At 63.2% G+C, this 20,001-nt stretch carries 19 protein-coding genes; 11 read left to right on the top strand and 8 right to left on the bottom strand.

Translation table 11 applies throughout. The features are described 5' to 3' along the window. Positions 1-11: 11 nt before the first annotated feature. The 3 genes from B5V03_RS27935 to B5V03_RS27925 all read right to left on the bottom strand — a co-directional run bounded on the left by B5V03_RS27935 (position 12) and on the right by B5V03_RS27925 (position 3,400). Positions 12-719: a cytochrome c oxidase subunit 3 gene (locus B5V03_RS27935; RefSeq protein WP_129273561.1), complete on the bottom strand. Its 708-nt coding sequence runs from the start codon at positions 717-719 to the stop codon at positions 12-14. Next, the gene (locus tag B5V03_RS27930; RefSeq protein WP_129273560.1) at positions 716-2,491 is read right to left on the bottom strand and encodes a cbb3-type cytochrome c oxidase subunit I; all 1,776 of its coding nucleotides are present in this window, start codon (positions 2,489-2,491) and stop codon (positions 716-718) included. The genes B5V03_RS27935 and B5V03_RS27930 overlap by 4 nt, the downstream gene beginning before the upstream one ends. Before the next feature lie 75 nt (positions 2,492-2,566). Then, positions 2,567-3,400 carry a cytochrome c oxidase subunit II gene (locus B5V03_RS27925; protein ID WP_129273559.1) on the bottom strand — a complete coding sequence of 278 codons (834 nt, stop codon included), beginning with the start codon at positions 3,398-3,400 and terminating at the stop codon, positions 2,567-2,569. A gap of 541 nt (positions 3,401-3,941) precedes the next feature. Here B5V03_RS27925 and B5V03_RS27920 point away from each other — a divergent pair. Further along, positions 3,942-4,850, top strand: a complete 909-nt coding sequence (locus B5V03_RS27920; protein WP_164988328.1) for a DUF2189 domain-containing protein — start codon at positions 3,942-3,944, stop codon at positions 4,848-4,850. 51 nt (positions 4,851-4,901) lie between these two features. Here B5V03_RS27920 and B5V03_RS27915 read toward each other — a convergent pair whose 3' ends face one another. Continuing rightward, positions 4,902-6,095 carry a DUF2865 domain-containing protein gene (locus tag B5V03_RS27915; RefSeq protein WP_129273557.1) on the bottom strand — a complete coding sequence of 398 codons (1,194 nt, stop codon included), beginning with the start codon at positions 6,093-6,095 and terminating at the stop codon, positions 4,902-4,904. Positions 6,096-6,225: 130 nt separating this feature from the next. Next, positions 6,226-6,531, bottom strand: a complete 306-nt coding sequence (locus B5V03_RS27910) for a hypothetical protein (protein ID WP_129273616.1) — start codon at positions 6,529-6,531, stop codon at positions 6,226-6,228. A gap of 287 nt (positions 6,532-6,818) precedes the next feature. Between B5V03_RS27910 and cysS the strand changes: the two genes are divergently transcribed. The 4 genes from cysS to B5V03_RS27890 all read left to right on the top strand — a co-directional run bounded on the left by cysS (position 6,819) and on the right by B5V03_RS27890 (position 10,832). Then, positions 6,819-8,213 (top strand): cysteine--tRNA ligase, encoded by a 1,395-nt coding sequence (gene cysS, locus B5V03_RS27905; RefSeq protein ID WP_129273556.1) that lies wholly within the window; start codon positions 6,819-6,821, stop codon positions 8,211-8,213. Continuing rightward, complete coding sequence (locus tag B5V03_RS27900; protein WP_129273555.1) at positions 8,213-8,722, top strand: GNAT family N-acetyltransferase; 510 nt, start codon at positions 8,213-8,215, stop codon at positions 8,720-8,722. Before cysS ends, B5V03_RS27900 begins: the two co-directional genes overlap by 1 nt. Next, complete coding sequence (cimA, locus tag B5V03_RS27895) at positions 8,719-10,317, top strand: citramalate synthase (protein ID WP_129273554.1); 1,599 nt, start codon at positions 8,719-8,721, stop codon at positions 10,315-10,317. The genes B5V03_RS27900 and cimA overlap by 4 nt, the downstream gene beginning before the upstream one ends. A gap of 137 nt (positions 10,318-10,454) precedes the next feature. Beyond that, positions 10,455-10,832 (top strand): VOC family protein, encoded by a 378-nt coding sequence (locus tag B5V03_RS27890; RefSeq protein ID WP_129273553.1) that lies wholly within the window; start codon positions 10,455-10,457, stop codon positions 10,830-10,832. Positions 10,833-10,835: 3 nt separating this feature from the next. Here B5V03_RS27890 and B5V03_RS27885 read toward each other — a convergent pair whose 3' ends face one another. Then, a complete protein-coding gene (locus B5V03_RS27885; protein ID WP_164988327.1) occupies positions 10,836-11,441 on the bottom strand; it encodes a TIGR00730 family Rossman fold protein in 606 nt (201 codons plus the stop codon). 200 nt (positions 11,442-11,641) lie between these two features. Between B5V03_RS27885 and B5V03_RS27880 the strand changes: the two genes are divergently transcribed. The 4 genes from B5V03_RS27880 (at position 11,642) to B5V03_RS27865 (ending at position 16,292) form a co-directional block, all read left to right on the top strand. Then, positions 11,642-13,597, top strand: coding sequence for an ABCB family ABC transporter ATP-binding protein/permease (locus B5V03_RS27880; protein ID WP_129273551.1), 1,956 nt, complete (start codon positions 11,642-11,644; stop codon positions 13,595-13,597). 81 nt (positions 13,598-13,678) lie between these two features. After that, a complete protein-coding gene (locus tag B5V03_RS27875) occupies positions 13,679-14,377 on the top strand; it encodes a phosphatidylserine decarboxylase (RefSeq protein ID WP_129273550.1) in 699 nt (232 codons plus the stop codon). An 86-nt stretch (positions 14,378-14,463) separates the two neighbouring features. After that, positions 14,464-15,351, top strand: a complete 888-nt coding sequence (locus tag B5V03_RS27870; RefSeq protein WP_129273549.1) for a CDP-alcohol phosphatidyltransferase family protein — start codon at positions 14,464-14,466, stop codon at positions 15,349-15,351. 221 nt (positions 15,352-15,572) lie between these two features. Continuing rightward, positions 15,573-16,292, top strand: coding sequence for an RraA family protein (locus B5V03_RS27865; RefSeq protein WP_129273615.1), 720 nt, complete (start codon positions 15,573-15,575; stop codon positions 16,290-16,292). A gap of 5 nt (positions 16,293-16,297) precedes the next feature. On the opposite strand, the gene B5V03_RS27860 is transcribed toward B5V03_RS27865, so the two are convergent. Next, positions 16,298-16,585 carry a hypothetical protein gene (locus B5V03_RS27860; protein WP_129273548.1) on the bottom strand — a complete coding sequence of 96 codons (288 nt, stop codon included), beginning with the start codon at positions 16,583-16,585 and terminating at the stop codon, positions 16,298-16,300. A 101-nt stretch (positions 16,586-16,686) separates the two neighbouring features. On the opposite strand from B5V03_RS27860, the gene B5V03_RS27855 reads away from it, so the two are divergent. Then, positions 16,687-17,511 carry an SDR family NAD(P)-dependent oxidoreductase gene (locus B5V03_RS27855; protein ID WP_164988326.1) on the top strand — a complete coding sequence of 275 codons (825 nt, stop codon included), beginning with the start codon at positions 16,687-16,689 and terminating at the stop codon, positions 17,509-17,511. A 48-nt stretch (positions 17,512-17,559) separates the two neighbouring features. On the opposite strand, the gene B5V03_RS27850 is transcribed toward B5V03_RS27855, so the two are convergent. Further along, positions 17,560-18,963 (bottom strand): metallophosphoesterase family protein, encoded by a 1,404-nt coding sequence (locus tag B5V03_RS27850; RefSeq protein ID WP_129273547.1) that lies wholly within the window; start codon positions 18,961-18,963, stop codon positions 17,560-17,562. A 256-nt stretch (positions 18,964-19,219) separates the two neighbouring features. Here B5V03_RS27850 and B5V03_RS27845 point away from each other — a divergent pair, with 256 nt between their 5' ends. Further along, a complete protein-coding gene (locus B5V03_RS27845) occupies positions 19,220-19,993 on the top strand; it encodes a motility protein A (RefSeq protein ID WP_129273546.1) in 774 nt (257 codons plus the stop codon). Positions 19,994-20,001: the final 8 nt, after the last annotated feature.

The raw sequence follows: 20,001 nt of genomic DNA, 5'->3' as shown, positions 1-20,001 counted from the left end.
TTTCGCTCTCCCTAGCTCAGCAACTGGCGACAAATGTCGACGAAATCGTTCGTCCAACCCGTCAGGAGACCGAGCAGGACAAGCCAGACCAGCAGGAGGAAATGCCAGTAGATGGCGCATAGCTCGATGCTCAGATGCATCTCGTCCGTCGCAGCGTTACGGTGCCATACCTTGGCTGTGGTCCTGCCGAGCGCCACCAAGCCGCCGGTCAGATGCAGCCCATGTACCGCGGTGATCATGTAGAAGAAGGCATTGGCCGGATTGGACGCCACGAAATAGCCAGCGGCGCTGAGCTGTTGCCACGCCACAAGCTGCCCCGCGAGAAACGTGATCGCTGCCGCGCCACCGGCGAGCAGACCGACGATGACGCCGTCGATGTCGTTCCGGCGCGTGGCAACGTACGCCCATTGCAGTGCGACACTGCTTAAGACCAGCACGCCCGTGTTGAACCACAGCACCGTCGGCACCGGCATTGTCCGCCAGTCCGCCATGTTCATGCGCATGGAATAGGCGCTGATGAAGAGTGCAAATAACGAGCCGGCGACAGCGAGGAATACGCCAAGTCCGACCTTCGCTGCCGGCCAGGTCGTTGCGTCCGTGCCAGGGAAGTCATCGATCGGACCTGCCTCCAGCCACGGTTTCGCAGTCAACCGTTGCTGCGAGAGCCACCATCCCGCGATGACCGCGATCACGGCCAGGAACAGGATAACGGCGCTCACGGAGTAGCTCCCTGAACGGCCCCCGTCGTGGGCGGCTGGTTCTGTGGAATGAAATCCTCCGCAGCACCCGGCACGCTATAGTCATAGGCCCAACGATAGACGATCGGGAGCTCCTTGCCCCAGTTGCCGTGCCCTGGCGGCGTCTCCGGCGTCTGCCATTCCAGCGTCGTTGCTCGCCAGGGATTACCCCCCGAAGGCGCACCCTCGAACAGGCTCCAGGCCAGATTGAACAGGAACACCATCTGGGCGAAGCCGACCGTCAACGCGACCACGGTGATAAACTCGTTCAGCGAGTGGGCCGACGGCGGAATGAACGCCGCCTCGCCGAGTTCGAAGTATCGGCGCGGAACGCCGAGCAGCCCGAGATAGTGCATGGGGAAGAAGATCAGGTAGGCGCCGAGGAACGTGACCCAGAAATGAAACTTGCCCAGAACATCGTTCAACATTCGTCCCGTGACCTTCGGGTACCAGTGATAGATCGCCCCCAGCACGACCATGATCGGCGCGACGCCCATCACCATATGGAAATGCGCGACGACGAACATCGTATCCGAAAGGGGCACGTCGACGACGACGTTGCCGAGGAATAGACCGGTCAACCCACCGTTCACGAAGGTGACGATGAAGCCAAGGGCGAACAGCATCGGTGGTGTGAGATGTATGTTGCCACGCCACAAGGTCAGGACCCAGTTGTAGACCTTGAGGGCGGTGGGAATGGCGATGATCAGCGTCGTCGTGGCGAAGAAGTACCCGAAATATGGGTACATGCCGCTCACGTACATGTGGTGCGCCCACACGACGAAGCTGAGCGCACCAATTGCCACGATGGCCCAGACCATCATGCGATAACCAAAAATGTTTTTTCTCGCATGCGTGCTGATCAAGTCGGAGACGATACCGAAGGCGGGCAACGCGACGATGTAGACTTCGGGGTGACCGAAGAACCAGAACAGGTGCTGGAAAAGGAGCGGGCTGCCACCGCCGTATTTACTGAGTTGGCCCATCTCGACCAGAGACGGCATGAAGAAGCTGGTTCCCAGTAGACGGTCGAGCAGCATCATCACCGAGCCGACGAACAGCGCAGGGAAGGCCAACAGCGCCATGACGGTGGCTGTGAAGATACCCCACACCGTCAGGGGCAGACGCATCAAGGTCATGCCGCGGGTGCGCGCCTGCAGCACGGTCACCACGTAATTCAGCCCGCCCATGGTGAAGCCGATGATGAACAGGATCAGCGAGGACAGCATGAGGACGATGCCCCAATCCTGTCCGGGCGTGCCGGAGAGAATCGCCTGCGGCGGGTACAGCGTCCAGCCGGCGCCGGTGGGGCCACCGGGCACGAAGAAGGTCGAAGCCAGCACCAGGACCGCGAGCAGATAGATCCAGTAACTCAGCATGTTCACATAGGGGAAGACCATGTCCCGTGCGCCGACCATCAGTGGGATCAGGTAGTTGCCGAAGCCTCCGAGGAACAAGGCGGTGAGCAGATAGATCACCATGATCATGCCGTGCATGGTGATGAACTGGAGGTATTGGTTGGCATCGATAAAGGAGAACGTGCCTGGAAATCCCAGTTGCAGTCGCATCAGCCACGACAGCACCAGGGCCACGAGCCCGATGGCAGAGGCCGTCAGCGAGTACTGAATGGCGATGACCTTGGCATCCTGCGAAAAGACATACCGTGTCAGCCAGCTCTTCGGATGGTAGAGCTCGACATCGGGCGCTTCGGCAGGCGGAATGCCTGCGATCCTGTCATATGGAACATCGACCATAGAGTACCTCCTCGGTCGTTTCCTTCGGGCCAATGAGTTGGCTCACGCGCCCGATCTATGTTCGCAGCGGCATCCCTATTTGCCGCCGGATTGGTACGTCGCTCTCACGACGGCCGTTGGGCCAGATAATTCCGCAAACGTCTTCTGCTGATCGAGCCAGGCGTGATAGTCGCTCTCTTCCTCGATGATCACCTTGGCCCGCATTTGATAATGAGCGGCGCCACATAGCTCCGCGCAGAGAACATCAAAGGTCCCGGTTCGGATCGGCCTGATCCAGAAATAGGTGACCATGCCCGGGACCATATCCATCTTGGCCCGGAACTCCGGCACATAGAAATCGTGCAGGACGTCGACCGAGCGGAGCAGAACCTTGACCGGCTTGCCGATTGGAAGATGCAGGTCGCCGTTCTCGACCACGACGTCGTCCTGGCCATGCGGATCGTCGCGATTGAGGCCCATCGGATTATCTGGATTGATGTTGCGGACGTCGGACGTGCCCAGCCGACCATCCTTCCCCGGCAAGCGGAAGCTCCATTGCCATTGCTGGCCCATGACTTCGATCTCGGTGGCGTCTGCGGGCACCGTCACGAACTGGTGCCAGACGACCAGGCCGGGTGCGAGCATGGCGGCGACGCCGACGCCGGTCCCGACACTGAGCCACCATTCAAGTTTTTTGTTTTCGGGATTGTAGTCTGCCTGTCTTCCCTCCCTGTGGTGGAAGCGAAAGACGCAATAGGCCATGAACGCAACGACCGCGGTAAAGACGAACCCGGTGATCCAGAACGTGATGTTGATCGTCTGGTCGATGTAGCTCCAGTTGGTGGCGATGGGCGTCCACCACCACGGACTGTAGAGGTGAAACAGCACCGAGCCGATCGCGACCAGAAGCAGTAGTAATGCGACAGCCATCCTGATCCATCCTTGCCATCAAAGGCTGCGGATACGAATCCAGGGCGGAGCTCACGTCTGTCGCGATGGCGACTTTTCTATGCTGACCTTTTCGCTGCCGACATATGCGCCATCGCCGCGCCTCTTGCCTCGCCCATTCAACCGGTCGCGACATTAAAGAGAAACATCGCGACCGCTGGGGCGTCCAGGCTTTTAAAATGATCCCCCGCGAACCCGGCGTCAATAGCATGTCAACGCGCTTAGGCGGCGTGGGCGATGTTGCCGTGCGAGCTGGCGCGCGTCAGTCGCATGCTCGATGTGATGCATCGCACAACATATGCGATGCACAATTCCCTCAGCCGGGAGTGCTGGTCATTCCAAGTCGCGCGCGCTAAGCTCGGGGCGCAGGTCGCGACGGGTTTCGTCCGGCTAAGCTCCTTCCTCGTTGAGCCTGGAACTGCCGTACTCGGCCCGATCGCGTCTCCCGCACACAAAGGCGGATACGCGTGGCCGGAAAGCGCGCCGATCGCCGCCGCGACTTTCAGCAGAGGAGGGTGTGTCGATGGCCACTCTTTATTCCGACAACATCGTAAAGCGGCACCTGTTCGGTGAGGCGGCCTCTTATCCCATTCGCAAGATCGGCTTGTCCGACCTGAGAGAGGTGCTCCGCCTGGGCTGGGAAGATTTCCAGGCGATGCCGAGTCACGCACTCGTTGTTTGCCTGATTTATCCCGTTCTCGGTCTCGTCCTATTCAGGATGGTCCTTGGCTATTCGGTCCTTCCGCTGCTGTTTCCGCTGGCGGCCGGGTTTGCCTTGATCGGTCCCTTTGCTGCGATCGGTCTCTACGAACTCAGCCGTCGCCGCGAGCGCGGCGAGGAGGTCGCGGCGTGGGACGCGATCAAGGTCCTGCGTGCACCGTCCTTCGGCGCCATGCTCGAACTCGGCGTGCTCTTGCTCGTCCTGTTCGGGATCTGGATTGGTGCCGCGAACGCAATCTATGTCACCATCTTCGGTCACGCGGCGGCTGCCAGCATTCCCGACTTCGCGACCCGCGTGCTGACGACGCCGGAAGGATGGTCGCTCATCATCGTCGGTTGCGGTGTCGGCTTCCTGTTTGCGGTTGCGGCCCTATGCGTCAGCGTCGTATCGTTTCCGTTGATGCTTGATCGTCATGCGACGGCGATCGATGCGATCCGCACGTCGTTGCGGGTGGTGGCTGCCAATCCGGTTGCGATGGCGGGGTGGGGGCTGACCGTCGCGGCGCTGCTCGTGATCGGCTCATTGCCGCTCTTCGTCGGTCTCGCGGTCGTCCTGCCGGTGCTCGGTCATGCCACCTGGCATCTTTACCGGAGGGTGGTCGAGCCGAATCCGAATCCACCGGACGAGACGCCGCTTCCGCCGAAGGGAAAGCGCTATGCTGCGGACTTCCCGGCCAATCTCTTTCCTTGGAGCCGTGAGGGCGAGCAGTAACGGCGAGCGAGCCGATTCCTTGCGGTCGGCTTCGCCCGGTTAGCAGCGGACCTACTGTTTCGGTGGGATGAAGGTCGGTCCGACCGAGCGGATCGGCTTGTTCTCGGTGGTCGCGGCCGTGCCGGTGTCGGCCGGCGGCGTGGTGGCGGGCGCGCTGGCAGTCGCAGGCGCCGGAGCTGCGCCTTTCTTCGCCGTCGTCGCAGGCGCGCCCTTGTTGAGCCGCTGCTGCTGCATCTTCTTGGCGCTCTCTTCGGTGACGATGATGTCGCCCTGCTGCTCGGCGGCGGCCTTGTCGTCGGCTGATTTCAGCGCATCCGCCCAGGTCTGGCCCGCCGCCTTGCAGGAGCAGGACGGGTTGAACTCGCTGCGGAATTTGAATGCGGTCGGCAACGCCGTGTAGGGCTGGCCTCCGATCGAGACCGCCGAGTTCATGTCCTCGCCGGGATTGCGATGGGTGTAGAGCACGGCTTCCGCGGCCGGGCACAGCGCCTTGCAGGTCTTCTCGTCGTCGGGGAAGCGCGCGGGGACCGTCGCAAACGAGACCGGGAAATAGGCGCCGTCGCAGGTGCGCACGCACACGGTGCGATAGGTGCCGGATTGCGGGCCGAGATCCGAGGGCGGGCCGCCTTGCGGATTGTTCGGGTTGTTGTTGCCGCCGAACAGATTGGTCAGAAAATTGCCGCCGCCTTGCGACTGCGCGGCGTTGGCATATTGCGGGCCGCAATTGTTCTGCGCCAGCGCCGCCAGCACCGAGCGGCGCTGGTTGTCGCGTTCCGGGCTGAAGCCGCCGGGGCCGCCGCCGCGCAGGCGCTCGAGGTTGCCGGTGATCTGATCCAGATTGGCGCGCATCTGCTGGATCTGGGTGTTGACTGGACCGCATTGCGCCGACTGGCCGTTGAACAGCGAGAAGAAGCCGGAGGAATCGCACCCCATGCGCTTGGCCTGCATGGTGACGCGGTCGAGTTCGGCCTGCTGCTTGGCCTGGGAATCCTGGTAGCGGCGGATCTGGTCTTCGCGCGCGGGGTCACCGCCACCGCCGCCACGATCGAGCCCGGCGAGCTGGCCTTCCAGCCGCGAGCACATCGGATTGGGTCCGAGCCCGTTCTGGCCGGGCTGAGGCGGCGGGCCGGGCGGGCCGGCCTGCGCGAAAGCGGCGTTGACGAGCATGACGGTGCTCAGGAGCACGGTGCAGGCAAGGATCGAGCGGGCACGGGAGAGAGACAAAAATTCAGGCATATCCGCCATTCTAGCGAGGTCACGGCCCAGCGTGAGTTGGGGGGCCGACGCGCGCCCTCCCATAGCCGCTTCCTGCGGCATCGTCACGTCGTTTCAGGGGCCGAAAACTGGTCCTAAGGTCCGCCAGCTCCGAGGGAATTCAGCGCTGGCAGGTGATTGCGACATATTCGTCGCAATGGCCATGGGAGCAGTTTGCGCCGGTTTTGGGGACGGAGCCGGTAATTTCGTCGGGATCGACCCGGCGATAGCTCGATGCCTGGGCAAAATCCCGTGACTGGCAGTAGGTCCGCGCGGCCTGCGCGCCGCATTTGTCGCTCTTGGCCAGGCACTGGTCGACGCCGTAGCCGTCCGCCTGGTTGGCGATGATGAAGACGCGGGTCTCGGCGAATGCGCTGGATGAAGCAAGGATGGAGGCGCAGGAAATGAGCGCGAACAATGATCGCATGAAAACACCGGGGGCAAAAAGAAGGAACCGCCAGTTCCAGAATGGCCTCAAAAGGTTAAGGATAATGGAACCATCATGGCGGGAGGCTGCGCATTGCGGGCAGCAGACGGCTTTTTGGCGGCTCCCTTGACGCAAGGGCCCCTCGTGGCCCATATGTTCCCGCATGAACGGTCTCCTCGCCATTTGCACCATTTGCGAGATTACGAGCTAGCGATTCGCTGGCTGGAGCCGTCTTTTCTCAAAACCATTGAGAGCACTGGACGCCCGGCCGAGAGGGATGGGTTGTCATGGAATTGCGCCTTTACGATACGCTGACCAGGGAGAAGCGGCCGTTCGTGCCGCTCGATGCGAACAACGTCCGCATGTATGTCTGCGGACCGACCGTCTATGACTTCGCCCATATCGGCAATGCGCGGCCGGTGATCGTGTTCGACGTGCTGTTTCGGCTGCTGCGCCACATCTACGGCGAGGCGCATGTCAAATACGTCCGCAACATCACCGACGTCGACGACAAGATCAACGACCGTGCCGCGCGTGATTTTCCAGGGCTTCCGCTGAACGAGGCGATCCGCAAGGTCACCGAGCAGACCGGACAACAGTTTCACGCCGACGTCGATGCGCTTGGCGCGCTGCGGCCGAGCGTCGAGCCGCGTGCGACCGAGCACATCGTCGAGATGCGCGAGATCATCGAGCGGCTCGTCAAAGGCGGCTTTGCCTATGTCGCCGAGGACCACGTGCTGTTCTCGCCGCAGGCGATGAACGCGGCCAATGCCGGATTGCCGCGCTATGGTGCGCTGTCCAATCGCTCGCTGGACGAGATGGTCGCCGGTGCCCGCGTCGATGTCGCGCCCTACAAGAAGGGCAACACCGATTTCGTGCTGTGGAAGCCGTCCAAGCCGGGCGAGCCGTCATGGCCGTCGCCGGCGGGGATCGCCGCACAAGGACGTCCGGGCTGGCACGTCGAGTGCTCGGCGATGGCCTGGAAGCATCTCGGCGAATACTTCGACATCCACGGTGGCGGCATCGATCTCGTGTTTCCGCATCATGAGAACGAGGTCGCGCAGACCTGCTGCGCCTTCCACCGCGAGCGCATGGCGAACTACTGGATGCACAATGGCTTCCTGCAGGTCGAGAGCGAGAAGATGTCGAAGTCGGTCGGCAACTTCATCACCATCCATGAGCTACTCAAGGACTGGCCCGGCGAGGTGCTGCGTCTGAACATGCTCAAGACGCATTACCGCTCGCCGATCGACTGGACCATGAAGTCGCTGGAGGAGAGCGCCAGGACGCTCGACGACTGGTATCGCGTTGCCGCCGACGTCGCGCCGGGGAAGCCGGCTGCGTCCGTGGTCGAGCCGCTGCTCGATGACCTCAACACGTCGCTCGCGATCGCGGCGCTGCATAGCCTGCGCAACAGCGATGCGAGCGCCTTGGCGGGCTCATTGCGGCTGCTCGGCTTCTTCTCCGAGAGCGCAGCACAGTGGGAAAGTCGCAAACAGCAGGCCACTGGCGTCGATGCCGGCGAAATCGACCGCTTGATCGCGGAGCGCGCGGCTGCGCGTGCGCGAAAGGATTTCAAGGAATCCGATCGCATTCGCGACGAACTCGTCGCCAAGGGCGTCGTGCTGAAGGACGGCAAGGATGCCGACGGCAAACCGGTGACGACATGGGAGCTCGCGTGATGGCACAAGCGCTGCCAAAGCCTGCGTTGCGGCCGTTTTTGCCGGCCGACGTTCCGATCCTCGCCGCGATCTTTGCAGCAAGCATCGAGGAGCTGACCGGCGACGACTATAACGAAGCGCAGCAGCAGGCCTGGATGGAGGCGGCGGAAAGCGAAGAGTTCGGCAAGCGGCTCGGGGCGGACCTGACGCTGGTCGCGACGCTGGAGGGCTCGCCCGTCGGCTTCGCCTCGCTGCACGGGGCCGATCACATTCGCATGCTCTATGTTCATCCGGCGGTGAGCGGACAGGGCATCGCGACGATGCTGGTCGACGCGCTGGAGAAGCTTGCCGGCGGCCGTGGTACGGAAAAGCTGACGGTCGACGCCAGCGATACCGCGCAGGGCTTTTTCGCCAAGCGCGGCTATGTCGCCATGCAGCGCAACAGCATCACCGTCAACGACGAGTGGCTCGCCAACACCACCATGCAGAAGACGCTCGGCACCGGACCCGCGTCGGGAGCGCTGCAATGAGCAAGGAGCGCCTTTATCTGTTCGATACCACGCTGCGCGACGGGGCGCAGACCAATGGCGTCGACTTCACATTGACCGACAAGCAGGTCATCGCGGCGATGCTCGACGATCTCGGCATCGATTATGTCGAGGGCGGCTATCCCGGCGCCAATCCGACCGACACCGAGTTCTTCGGCACCAAACCCAAGCTCAAGCACGCACGCTTCACCGCCTTCGGCATGACGCGCCGGGCCGGGCGCTCGGTCTCCAATGATCCCGGCGTCGCCGGGCTTCTCGAAGCGAGGGCGGATGCGATCTGCTTCGTGGCAAAATCCTCAGCCTATCAGGTACGTGTTGCGCTGGAGACGACTGGGGACGAAAACCTTGCCTCGATCCGCGACAGCGTCGCGGCGGCGAAGGCGGCCGGCCGCGAGGTCATGCTCGACTGCGAGCATTTTTTCGACGGTTACAAGGAAGATTCCAGTTTTGCGTTGGCCTGCGCCAAGGCTGCCTATGACGCCGGCGCGCGCTGGGTGGTGCTGTGCGACACCAACGGCGGCACCATGCCTGATGAGATCGAGGCCATCGTCACCGAGGTGACGAAGCAGATCCCCGGCGATCATCTCGGCATCCACGCCCATAACGACACCGAGCAGGCGGTGGCCAATTCGCTCGCCGCGGTGCGCGCCGGCGCGCGGCAGATCCAGGGCACGTTGAACGGTCTCGGCGAGCGCTGCGGCAACGCCAATCTCTGCTCGCTGATCCCGACGCTGAAATTGAAGACGGCGTTTTCGGACGCCTTCGAGATCGGCGTCACGGCAGAGAAGCTGGCAACGCTGGTCAAGGTCTCGCGCACGCTGGACGACATGCTCAACCGCGTGCCGAACCGGCATGCGGCCTATGTCGGCGAGAGCGCCTTCGTCACCAAGACCGGCATTCACGCCTCCGCCGTGTTGAAGGATCCGCAGACCTATGAGCACGTGTTGCCGGAGCTGGTCGGCAATCACCGCAAGGTGCTGGTGTCGGACCAGGCCGGCCGCTCCAACGTCATCGCCGAGCTCGATCGCGCCGGCATCGCCTATGAGAAGAGCGATCCGAAGCTGACGCGGCTGGTCGAGGAATTGAAGGAGCGCGAGGCGCAAGGCTACGCCTATGAATCCGCCAACGCCTCGTTCGACCTCTTGGCGCGCCGCACGCTCGGCAAGGTGCCGCATTATTTCGAGGTCGAGCAGTTCGACGTCAATGTCGAGCAGCGCTACAACTCGCACGGCGAACGCGTCACGGTCGCGCTCGCAGTGGTCAAGGTCGACGTCGCCGGCGAGCATCTGATTTCGGCCGCCGAAGGCAACGGCCCGGTCAACGCGCTCGACGTTGCGCTCCGCAAGGATCTCGGAAAATACCAGAAATACATCGAGGGCCTGACGCTGATCGACTACCGCGTGCGTATCCTCAACGGCGGCACCGGCGCGGTGACGCGCGTGCTGATCGAGAGCGAGGACGAGACCGGCGATCGCTGGACCACGGTCGGCGTGTCCCCGAACATCATCGATGCCTCGTTCCAGGCGCTGATGGATTCGGTGATCTACAAGCTCGTGAAGTCGGGCGCACCGGCGTAAGGGACGGTGTAGGCAGCGTCGGCGCCACAAACGCGTCATTGCGAGCGAAGCGAAGCAATCCAGGATCTTTCTGCGGGGGCAGTCTGGATTGCTTCGCGACGCTCGCAATGACGAGGAGGAGAGAGGGAAGCGCGACAATGATCGACCACATCTCCGTCGGCGTCAGCGATCTCGATCGCTCTGCAAAATTCTACGAAGTCACGCTCGTAGCCCTCGGCCTCACCCGCCTCGTCACGCGGCCGCGCACGGTCGGCTTCGGCAAGGCCTATCCGGAATTCTGGATCAATCTGCGCGAAGGCATGCCGCCCGTAGCACCGGAGAGCGGCGTGCACATCTGCCTGCGGGCAAAGACGACCAGCGAAGTCGATGCGTTTCATGCCGCAGCGCTTGCGGCCGGCGGCGCATCCGACGGCGCGCCGGGTATCCGCCCGCACGACCGTGTGCGCTACTACGCAGCCTTCGTCACCGATCCCGACGGCAACCGGATCGAGGCGGTGACGTTTCCGAGTGAATAGCGGTCAGAGCTTGCGTGCCACTTCCGGCGCGAGCTGCTTTTCCGCGTCAGCGAGCTGTGCCACCGCCGATTTCAGCTTCGGCAGGATCTCCTCGATGCGATCGGCCTTGAGGATGTCGACCGAAAGGCCGGCGCGGATGAACTCGGTCTGGCGCATATGCGACAGCAGCGAGAACAGCGGCTCCCAGAAATTGTCGATATTGGCGAGCAGGACGGGCTTGGCGTGACGGCCGAGCTGCTTCCAGGTCAGCTGCTCCACCAGCTCTTCCAGCGTGCCGACGCCGCCGGGCAGCGCCACGAAGGCATCGGAGCGTTCGAACATCAGCCGCTTGCGCTCGTGCATGTCGGGGGTGACGATCATCTCCTGCACGCGGGTCAGCGCGTTCTCGCGCTTGCGGAGGAATTCGGGAATGATGCCGGTAACGGTGCCGCCGTGATCCAGCACGGAGGTCGCGACCGAGCCCATCAGGCCGAGCGAGCCGCCGCCATAGACCAGGCGGATGTTGTTCTCGGCGAGGGCCTTGCCGAACGCCTTGGCGCCTTCGGTGAAGCGGGGATTGGTTCCGGGGCCGGAGCCGCAATAGACACAGACGGTTTTGATCGTGCTCATTGGTGCCATGATGCATTGCAGCGAAGGGGCGTCAAGCCCCTCAGGTGATTCGGACTACCCGGAAATCTACCGGTAAATGGCGACAAACAATCAAAGATTCGCCATCTGGCGGGGTGCGCTCGCCGCCGGAAGCTTCTATATGACGAGCGAAAATCGCAAATCGCCCCGCGCCCGCATCCGGCGGGCCCCTAGGTTTCTTGATGAGCCCACCCCATTCGCCAGACGTTCCCGACGCGCCCGATCCCTCAGCCGGGACGCTCGAGCGGGCGACCCTGATGGGCACGCTGGCGCATCTGTGGCCCTATATCTGGCCCGGCGACCGTTTCGACCTGAAGATGCGCGTGGTCTGGTCGATGGTACTGCTGCTCGCGGCCAAGCTGATCACGCTGACCGTGCCGTTCAGCTTCAAATGGGCGACCGATGCGCTGACCGGCGCCAACACCGCGCCGGTTGCGGCCGACAATTGGCACCTCTGGGTGATTGCCTCGCCGTTGTTGCTGACCGCGAGCTACGGCGTGATGCGCATCGTGATGGCGGTGCTGACGCAATGGCGCGACGGCATCTTCGCCCGCGTCGCCATGCATGCGGTGCGCAAGCTCGCCACCATCACCTTCATCCACATGCACGAACTGTCGCTGCGCTTTCACCTGGAGCGCAAGACCGGCGGCCTGACGCGTGTGCTCGAGCGCGGCCGCGAGGGCATCGAGGTCATCGTGCGCATGGTGATCCTGCAACTGATCCCGACCATCGTCGAGGTCTCGCTGCTGATGGCCGTGCTGCTCTGGCAGTTCGACTGGCGCTACGTGCTGACGACACTGATCACGGTCGCGGTCTACATGTACTACACCTACATCGCGACCGAGTGGCGGATCGGCATCCGTCGCAAGATGAACGATTCAGATACCGAGGCGAACACCAAGGCGATCGATTCGCTGCTCAATTACGAGACCGTGAAATATTTCAGCGCCGAGACCCGCGAGGCCCAGCGCTACGACAAGTCGGTCGCGCGCTACGAGGAGTCGAGCGTCCACGCCTATACGTCGCTCGCGGTGCTCAACACCGGACAGGCCGTGATCTTCACGCTGGGGCTGACCGCGACCATGCTGATGTGCGCGATCGGCGTGCGCAACGGCACCAACACGGTCGGCGATTTCGTGCTGGTCAACGCCATGATGATCCAGCTCTACCAGCCGCTGAACTTCATGGGCATGGTCTATCGCGAGATCAAGCAAGCGATCATCGACATCGAGAAGATGTTTGGCGTGCTGGGACGCGAGGCCGAGATCAAGGACGCGCCCGACGCGAAACCGCTGGTGATTTCGGCCGGCACGGTGCGCTTCGAGGACGTGCGTTTCGCCTATGAGCCGTCACGGCCGATTCTCAAGGGCATCAGCTTCGAGGTGCCGGCCGGCAAGACGGTGGCGATCGTCGGCCCCTCCGGCGCGGGCAAATCGACCATGTCGCGGCTTCTGTTCCGCCTTTATGACATCTCCGGCGGCAAGATTTTGATCGACGGCCAGGACATCCGCGGGGTCACGCAGGCCAGCCTGCGCGCCTCGATCGGCATGGTGCCGCAGGATACCGTGCTGTTCAACGACACCATCCGCTACAACATCCGCTACGGCCGCTGGGACGCAACCGACGCCGAAGTCGAGGAGGCGGCACGGCTGGCGCAGATCGACCATTTCATCCGCATGGCGCCGATGGGCTACGAGACCCAGGTTGGCGAGCGCGGCTTGAAGCTGTCCGGCGGCGAGAAGCAGCGCGTCGCCATTGCGCGCACCGTGCTGAAGGCACCGCCGATCCTGGTGCTGGACGAGGCGACCTCGGCGCTCGACACCCATACCGAGCACGAGATCCAGGGCGCGCTCGAGCGCGTGGCGAAGAACCGCACCTCCTTGGTGATCGCGCACCGGCTTTCCACCATCGTCGGCGCCGACGAGATCATCGTGCTGGACCAGGGCCGGATCGCCGAGCGCGGCACCCACGCCAAGCTGCTCGCCCTGGGCGGCCTCTATGCCAGCATGTGGAACAGGCAGCGCGAAGCCGAGGCGGCTCGCGAGAAACTGGCCCAAATGGCCGACAGTAGCGAGGCCCCCAATCGGGAGCCGCCGCCGGTCCAGGACGCCCTCGTGGCGCCTGCGGCGGCGGAGTGACCTTGTCTCCGGTCCCAACTCTGGCCTAAACAACCGCGCGGGGCACCCCGCGTGCCATGAACTCCTAGGCGGCAAATAGCGATGTCCATTCTCGATTCGATCCAGCGTCAGATCCCGCCGATCCACAGGGAAGGCTATCCCTTCATCGGTGGCTTTGCGCTGGCAAGCCTGCTCCTGTTCTGGCTGTGGTCGCCTCTCGGGTGGATCGGCACCATCCTGACCGTGTGGTGCGCGCTGTTCTTCCGTGACCCCGTCCGCGTGACACCGGTGCGCGAGGGGCTCGTGGTGTCACCGGCCGACGGCCGTGTCTCGATGATCACCATGGCGCTGCCGCCGGCGGAGCTCGGGCTCGGCGACCGGCCGTTGCCGCGCATCTCGGTGTTCATGAGCGTGTTCAACTGCCACGTGAACCGCAGCCCAATCGCCGGCAGGGTGGACCGCATCGCCTACCGGCCCGGCCTGTTCATCAACGCCGAGCTCGACAAGGCGAGCGAGGACAATGAGCGCAACTCGCTGGTGATCACGACGCCGTCGGCGCGGATCGGCGTGGTCCAGATCGCAGGTCTCATCGCCAAGCGCATCGTCTGCTTCGTCAAGGAAGGGCAGGCGATCGGCGCCGGCGAGCGTTTTGGCCTGATCCGCTTCGGCTCGCGGCTCGACGTCTATTTGCCTGTTGGCACCAAGGCACTGGTGTCGGAAGGCCAGACCGCGATTGCCGGCGAGACGGTTTTGGCCGACCTCTCCGGGGACGACCCAAGCCGCGCCTACCGCGCCAATTAACCATTAGTCGGGTCCACTGGGGCCTTCCGCCGCGATGGCGGAGGGGAGCGCGGCTTGCTATATCTCGCTTGAGATAAGGACGAGCCATGCAGACGCCCTATGATTTGAGAGATCCCGACGTGCGCCGCCGGCGGTTCCGCCCAATCCCGGTGCGGATGCTGGTGCCGAACGTCATCACGCTGCTGGCGATCTGTGCCGGCCTGACCGCGATCCGGCTGTCGATCGAAGGGCGGATGACGCTCGCGGTCTACGCCATCGTGTTCGCAGCTGCGCTCGACGGCATCGATGGCCGCGTCGCGCGGCTGATCAAGGGGCAGTCGAAGTTCGGCGCCGAGCTCGACAGCCTCGCAGACTTCGTCAATTTCGGCGTGGCGCCCGGCTTGATGCTGTATTTCTGGCAGCTGCACGAGCTCGGCAATGCCGGCTGGATCGCGGCCATGGTGTTTGCAATCTCCATGTGCCTGCGGCTCGCGCGCTTCAACGCCACACTGGACGATCCGAACAAGCCGGCCTTCGCCGCCAATTTCTTCACCGGCGTGCCGGCGCCTGCCGGCGCGATCACCGTGATGTTGCCGATCTACGCGGCATTCCTGGATCTGGGGCGCTGGCCTGCAGCCCTGACGGCCGGCTACACGCTGCTGATTGCTTTCCTGATGGTGTCGCGCCTGCCGGTGTTCTCCGGCAAGAGCATGCGCATGCGGGTGCCTCCGGAGCTGGTGTTGCCGGCGTTCGTCGCGGTGGTCTTCTTTATCGCGCTTCTGATCAGCTATCCCTGGTACGTGCTGTCGATCGGCACGGTGCTGTATCTCCTCGCTTTGCCGCTCGGCTACAAATCCTACCGCGACCAGGCGCGCGCGATGGGAGGCGCCGCGCCGTCGTCGGGAGGCGAAGTCCCGTCGCCACCCTCAGCGCCGACGATGGCCAATTTGTCGGAGCCGCCGCACGACGACGACCGGCCCGGACGGCTGCACTAAAGCGCGATGAGATTTGCCGGAACCGTCATCGCGCTTTAGGTCTTTGTTCGAGCATGATCTTTTCGGAAAACCGCTGCGCACTTTTCCGGATCATGCTTTAGGCGATTTTCGCGGATATCTGCCATGAGGCGCGCTGAGTTGGGTTGAGGCCCGATCTCGGCTATATCGCCTGTGCCGGCGGCACCGCGCCAACAGCGGCCGCCAATCTGGGAGAGAACGCCGTGACTGATACCGCGACCGGGCCGCTGCCCGCTTCCGTCCTCGAAGCGCTGGGCCGCTATGATACGCCGACGATCTGCAACGCCATGGAGATCGTGGCGCCCGAGCGCCGCCTGATCGGCTACACCACCAAGCAACTGGTCTGCCCGTTTCCTGACCTGCCGCCGATCGTCGGCTATGCCCGCACGGTCGCGATCCGCTCGGTGCTGAAAAACTCGCTACCAGCGGAAGAGCAGTCCAAGCGCCGCATCGACTATTACGAATATGTCGGCACCGGCCATGGTCCGCGCATCTCGGTGATCCAGGACATCGACGGTCCCGATGTCGGTTACGGCGCATTCTGGGGCGAGGTGCAGAGCAACGTGCACAAGGCGCTCGGCTGCCTCGGCGTCATCACCGACGGCTCGATCCGCGACATCCCGCAGTGGGCGCCTGGCTTCCAGGCGCTGGCCGGCTCGATCGGCCCGTCGCATGCCTGGGTGCATGCCGAGAGCTTCGGCGGCGAGGTGCGCGTCGCCGGCATGACGGTGAAATCGGACGACCTCGTCCACGCCGACCTGCACGGCGCCATCGTGATCCCGCTCGACATCGCGGCAAAGCTGCCCGAGGCTGCCGAGCTCTGCGGCCGCCGCGAGACGCCGATCCTCGAGATCGCCCGCAGCCCCGACTTCTCGCTGGAGAAGCTCAAGGCCGCGCTGAAGCGCTCGGCGGAGATCCACTAGGCGATCTATGGCCGCGATGCCGACCGTCCTTGTTCCGTCAGGAGCAGGACGGCCTGATCCGGCTCACCGAAGACCGCGGCGGCGCATCCGATCAGGGTGAAGCCGCCCGCAAGATCCCACAGGGTGACGTTGTCCGCATTGTCAGGGACGTCAATCAAGCGCGCTGCGATCACGGCGAAGGCGGCCTCGGCAAAGAGCAGAAGGCTGAATGCCGGCAACACCAGCTCCGGTTCGAGCAGATGGAGTGCCAGCACCGCGGGCAGCGCGGTGAGAAGACCGAACAGCATCAACATTGCAGAACGGGCTTTCGCGATGGAGCATGCCGAATGGCCATAGAATACTGCAGGATCTCTCGTCGCGGATGTGGCGCAGGGCCGCAGTCGGAGGGCGCACAATGAACATGAATGGCAAGACAGTTCTGATCACCGGCTCTACCGACGGTGTGGGCCGCTACGTCGCGCGCCGGCTGGCTGAAGAAGGTGCGGAAGTCTTGATCCATGGCCGCGATGCGGGGCGGGCAAGGGCATTAGGCGACGAGATCGTAAGGGCCGGTGGTTCCGCGCCGACCTTCTACCAGGCCGACTTGTCATCCATGTCGGGCACGCGTGCGCTCGCCGAAGCCGTCATGCGCGATCATCAACGTCTCGACGTCTTCGTCAGCAATGCCGGCATCGGCTCGCAGAACGATGGGCCGCAACGGCAAGTCAGCGCAGACGGTCACGAGTTACGCTTCGCCGTGAACTATCTGTCGGGCTTCCTGCTCGTCCGTCTTTTGTTGCCGCTGCTCAAGGCCGCGGCGCCGTCGCGCATCGTCAACGTGGCCTCGCTCGGTCAGCATCCGATCGATTTCGACGACGTCATGATCACGAAAGGCTACAGCGGCTCGCGCGCCTATGCGCAGAGCAAGTTGTCGCAGATCATGTTCACGATCGATCTCGCAACGGAATTGAAGGGCGCCGGCATCACGGTCAATTCGCTCCATCCCGCGACTTATATGAACACCACGATGGTGCGCGCCGGCGGGATCAGCCCGATCTCGACGGTGGAGCAGGGCGGGGCGGCGATCCTGCATCTCGTCGAAGGCGACGACGTCGCGGCCAAGAGCGGGTTGTTCTTCAACGGCATGAACGAGGCGCGCGCCAATCCGCAGGCCTACGATGCCGACGCGCGCAGGCGCCTGCACGCGCTCAGCCTGGAGCTGACGGGCCTGTCCTCCTAGCGCGCGGCAGCTATGACTGCCGCAGGCATGGCCACCGTCATTCGGTGATCAAGCCTCTGTTCGCGCGATCTGGAAATTCAGCGCTGTACCTCTGAACGGACGGTCTTCACCACCGCCCTGTCCATGACCGATAGCCCAATGCCGCGGCCAGGAGAGCTGCTCTACTCCGCGCGCGGTCGCAGAGTGGAAGGACGACCAACGTGGCGTGTTGTGGTGACGGTACAATAGGCCGCCAGGGCCCATGTCCGGATATATCAGGATGTGGATGTCGAAACTCTCACCGTCCGGAAAGTCGGGTCCAAACCAGTAGGATGGGCTACGCCCGGGATCACGGCCGACGATGGCTGTCAGAGTCTGCCTCGGCCCCCGAAGTCCCAGCCAGAACGGTGCGATCGAGCCGGGCGCGAAAGCCGTAAAGATCGTCTGCGCCGATGCGACATCGGTCGTGGCGCTTTGCCCCGTCAGTCGCAGCTCAATCCGGCATCCGCTCTGCACCGGGCCAGGGAACGTCGCCTCCGCTTCGCCGCGTGGCAGTTGCATCCACTGGGCAGGATGAGGATCGAGCGGAGGCCATTCCAACCTCTCCCTCACGGCACCGTCGATGTCGAGCACCTGGTAACGTAGGCCTTGCTCATCAAGCGCGGCCTGGACGCAATGCAGGTATTCAACGCCCTCCGGCATTCTGTGAGCCGTTCCAGCGCCTGCCGTACAGATTTGCAGGACGCCGCTGTGCGCCTGTACGTCGAAAGCAAGGATGTGGCTGCAGAGGTAGGCAAGGACGTTTTCGTTCACAAGAACGTCCCAGAACGGACGCGTGTATTCGTGGCCGATCTCGCGCTGATACGTGCCGGTAAAGCCATTGATGGGAAACACCGGATGATGGCCAAGGACGAGCTTGTGCCGGGCATCGCGATGAGCCCTCAGCGTTGCCTCGAGCCAGTCGATCTCGACATGTCCCTCACCTCCGAGGCCGCTCCAAAGCGTGTTGACGAATACCATCAACAGGTCGTCGCGCCGCACAAAGTAGGAGAGACCAGCTTGCCCTGGCGGTCCGTTCTTCGGCAAGTCGAGCAGGGTACGGAATACCGCCTCGCTCGTCAGGTCGTAGGTCGTATGATTGCCGGTCGTGTGCCAGACGGGGATGGCTGCACGATCAAGCCACGCCATTTCCGTGTCGAACCAATATCGCCACTGCGTGCGCAGAGCGTCGGCATCCGGGGTTAAGCCAATGATTTCATCGCCTGGAAAGAGAATAAATTCAGGCTGTGGTTTCAGGCGTTGGACAACTGCGTTGACCGAGGCGAAGGTCTTTTCGTGCAATGCGCCCGGCACGCCCGAGCAGGAGTCACCATACAAGACAAACTGGTGACCTTTGCCGCGTGGAAGAATCGCGGGAATAGAATCGTTCACGGAGGTGATGGCCTTTGCATTGCGGTGATCGGCTCGGAGCATGGCGATTTCCATTGAAGGCGGCAATGGTTCGTTTTCGACCCCAGCGCGCGCCAATCATGGTTAGCAAAGTGTTGAGATTCCTGTCGGCAGCCGGCAAAGCGAGCGTCCTTTCCGTACGCTGCGTCGGTCTGGCGCGCCGGCTCAACTTAACCTTTACGCGGCTTTAAGGGCGGCGCTCTAGGTTTCCGATGCGGTTCGGGGTTGGGCCGCACCATCGGCCAGGACGGCCGTTGTTGCGTGTGCGTTGGAGTCTCCCATGGATATCATGACGGGCGTCGGCCTCGTGGTGGGCATGATCGTCATCGCGACGATGGTGTTTCTGGGCGGCGATCTGCACATGTTCATCAGCGAGCATGCGGCGATCATCATCTTCGGCGGCTCGGCCGCGGCGACCATGATCCGCTTTCCGCTCTCAGTGCTGATGCACGGCCTGCCGCTCGGTATGAAATTCGCGTTCACGATGAGCCGGCTCTCGGCCCACGACCTGGTCGATGAACTCGCCCGCATCGCCGAGATCGCCCGCAAGCAGGGCCCGGTCGGGTTGGAAAAGGTCGAGACCGACGAGCCGTTCCTCGCCAAGGGCATCCGTTACGTCGCCGACGGCTACGACCTCGATTTTATCAGGGACAATCTGGAACGCGACCGCGACAATTTCCTGATGCATCTCAACGAAGGCAGCAAGATCTACCGCGCCGTCGGCGACTGCGCGCCTGCGTTCGGCATGATCGGAACCCTGATCGGCATGGTGCAGATGTTTTCGAACATGTCGGATCCCTCGAAGCTCGGCCCCTTCATGGCGACCGCCCTGCTGGCAACTCTGTACGGTGCGCTTGTCGCGAACCTGCTCTGCCTGCCGATCGCCGACAAGCTGCATGGCAAGCTGATCGACGAGGAAACCAACCGCACGTTGATCATCGACGGCATCCTGATGATCCGCGACTCCAAGAGCCCGACTTTGGTGCGCGAAATGCTGCTGGCCTATCTGCCCGAGAAGCACCGCCACGCCGAAGGCGAGCCGGTTCCGGCGTAACGCCGGAC

This window comes from Bradyrhizobium betae, assembly GCF_004123905.1.
Lineage (GTDB): Bacteria > Pseudomonadota > Alphaproteobacteria > Rhizobiales > Xanthobacteraceae > Bradyrhizobium > Bradyrhizobium betae_A.
This window is presented reverse-complemented; position numbering and strand designations above follow the sequence as displayed.